General features: G+C 39.9%; 1 protein-coding gene. It reads right to left on the reverse strand.

Annotated features, from left to right (window positions below; all coding sequences use genetic code 11):
* On the reverse strand, nt 1–414 hold a 414-nt coding region (locus tag G6069_RS07855), incomplete at both ends, for a restriction endonuclease subunit S (RefSeq protein ID WP_197293934.1).

The raw sequence follows: 414 nt of genomic DNA on the forward strand, positions 1-414 counted from the left end.
TCTAGGGGTGGGATGGGGATTAAAAAATTTTGTAAGTCTTTGCTATAAACATGGGGAATTCCCCCTGTGCTTTTTGTTGCATGGATTACATCTTGTTGCGTTGTAAGGTAATGAAAAAGATATTTAGGCATTATGGTTTTTTGTTTTGGTGAAACAGAAAAAGAGTCAGCAAGAAAAACAGGAATATCCCAATAACTAACATAGCCAGCATACACTCCAGATGAAGAAATCGCTATTGTTTCTCCGCTACGATTTGCCTCATTGTGATAATAAGCGGGTTGTCTTCCCCCCGAAATAACGGGGACTTTTCCAAAAGTTACGGCTTTTTTTGTTATTGATTTTCCTTTTTGAAAATCACACACCTCCCCCAATTTCCTAAACTCCACCCCCTTAGGCGCTAGAGTGTGGAGCAAG

The organism is Helicobacter pylori, assembly GCF_017594925.1.
Taxonomy (GTDB): domain Bacteria; phylum Campylobacterota; class Campylobacteria; order Campylobacterales; family Helicobacteraceae; genus Helicobacter; species Helicobacter pylori_DP.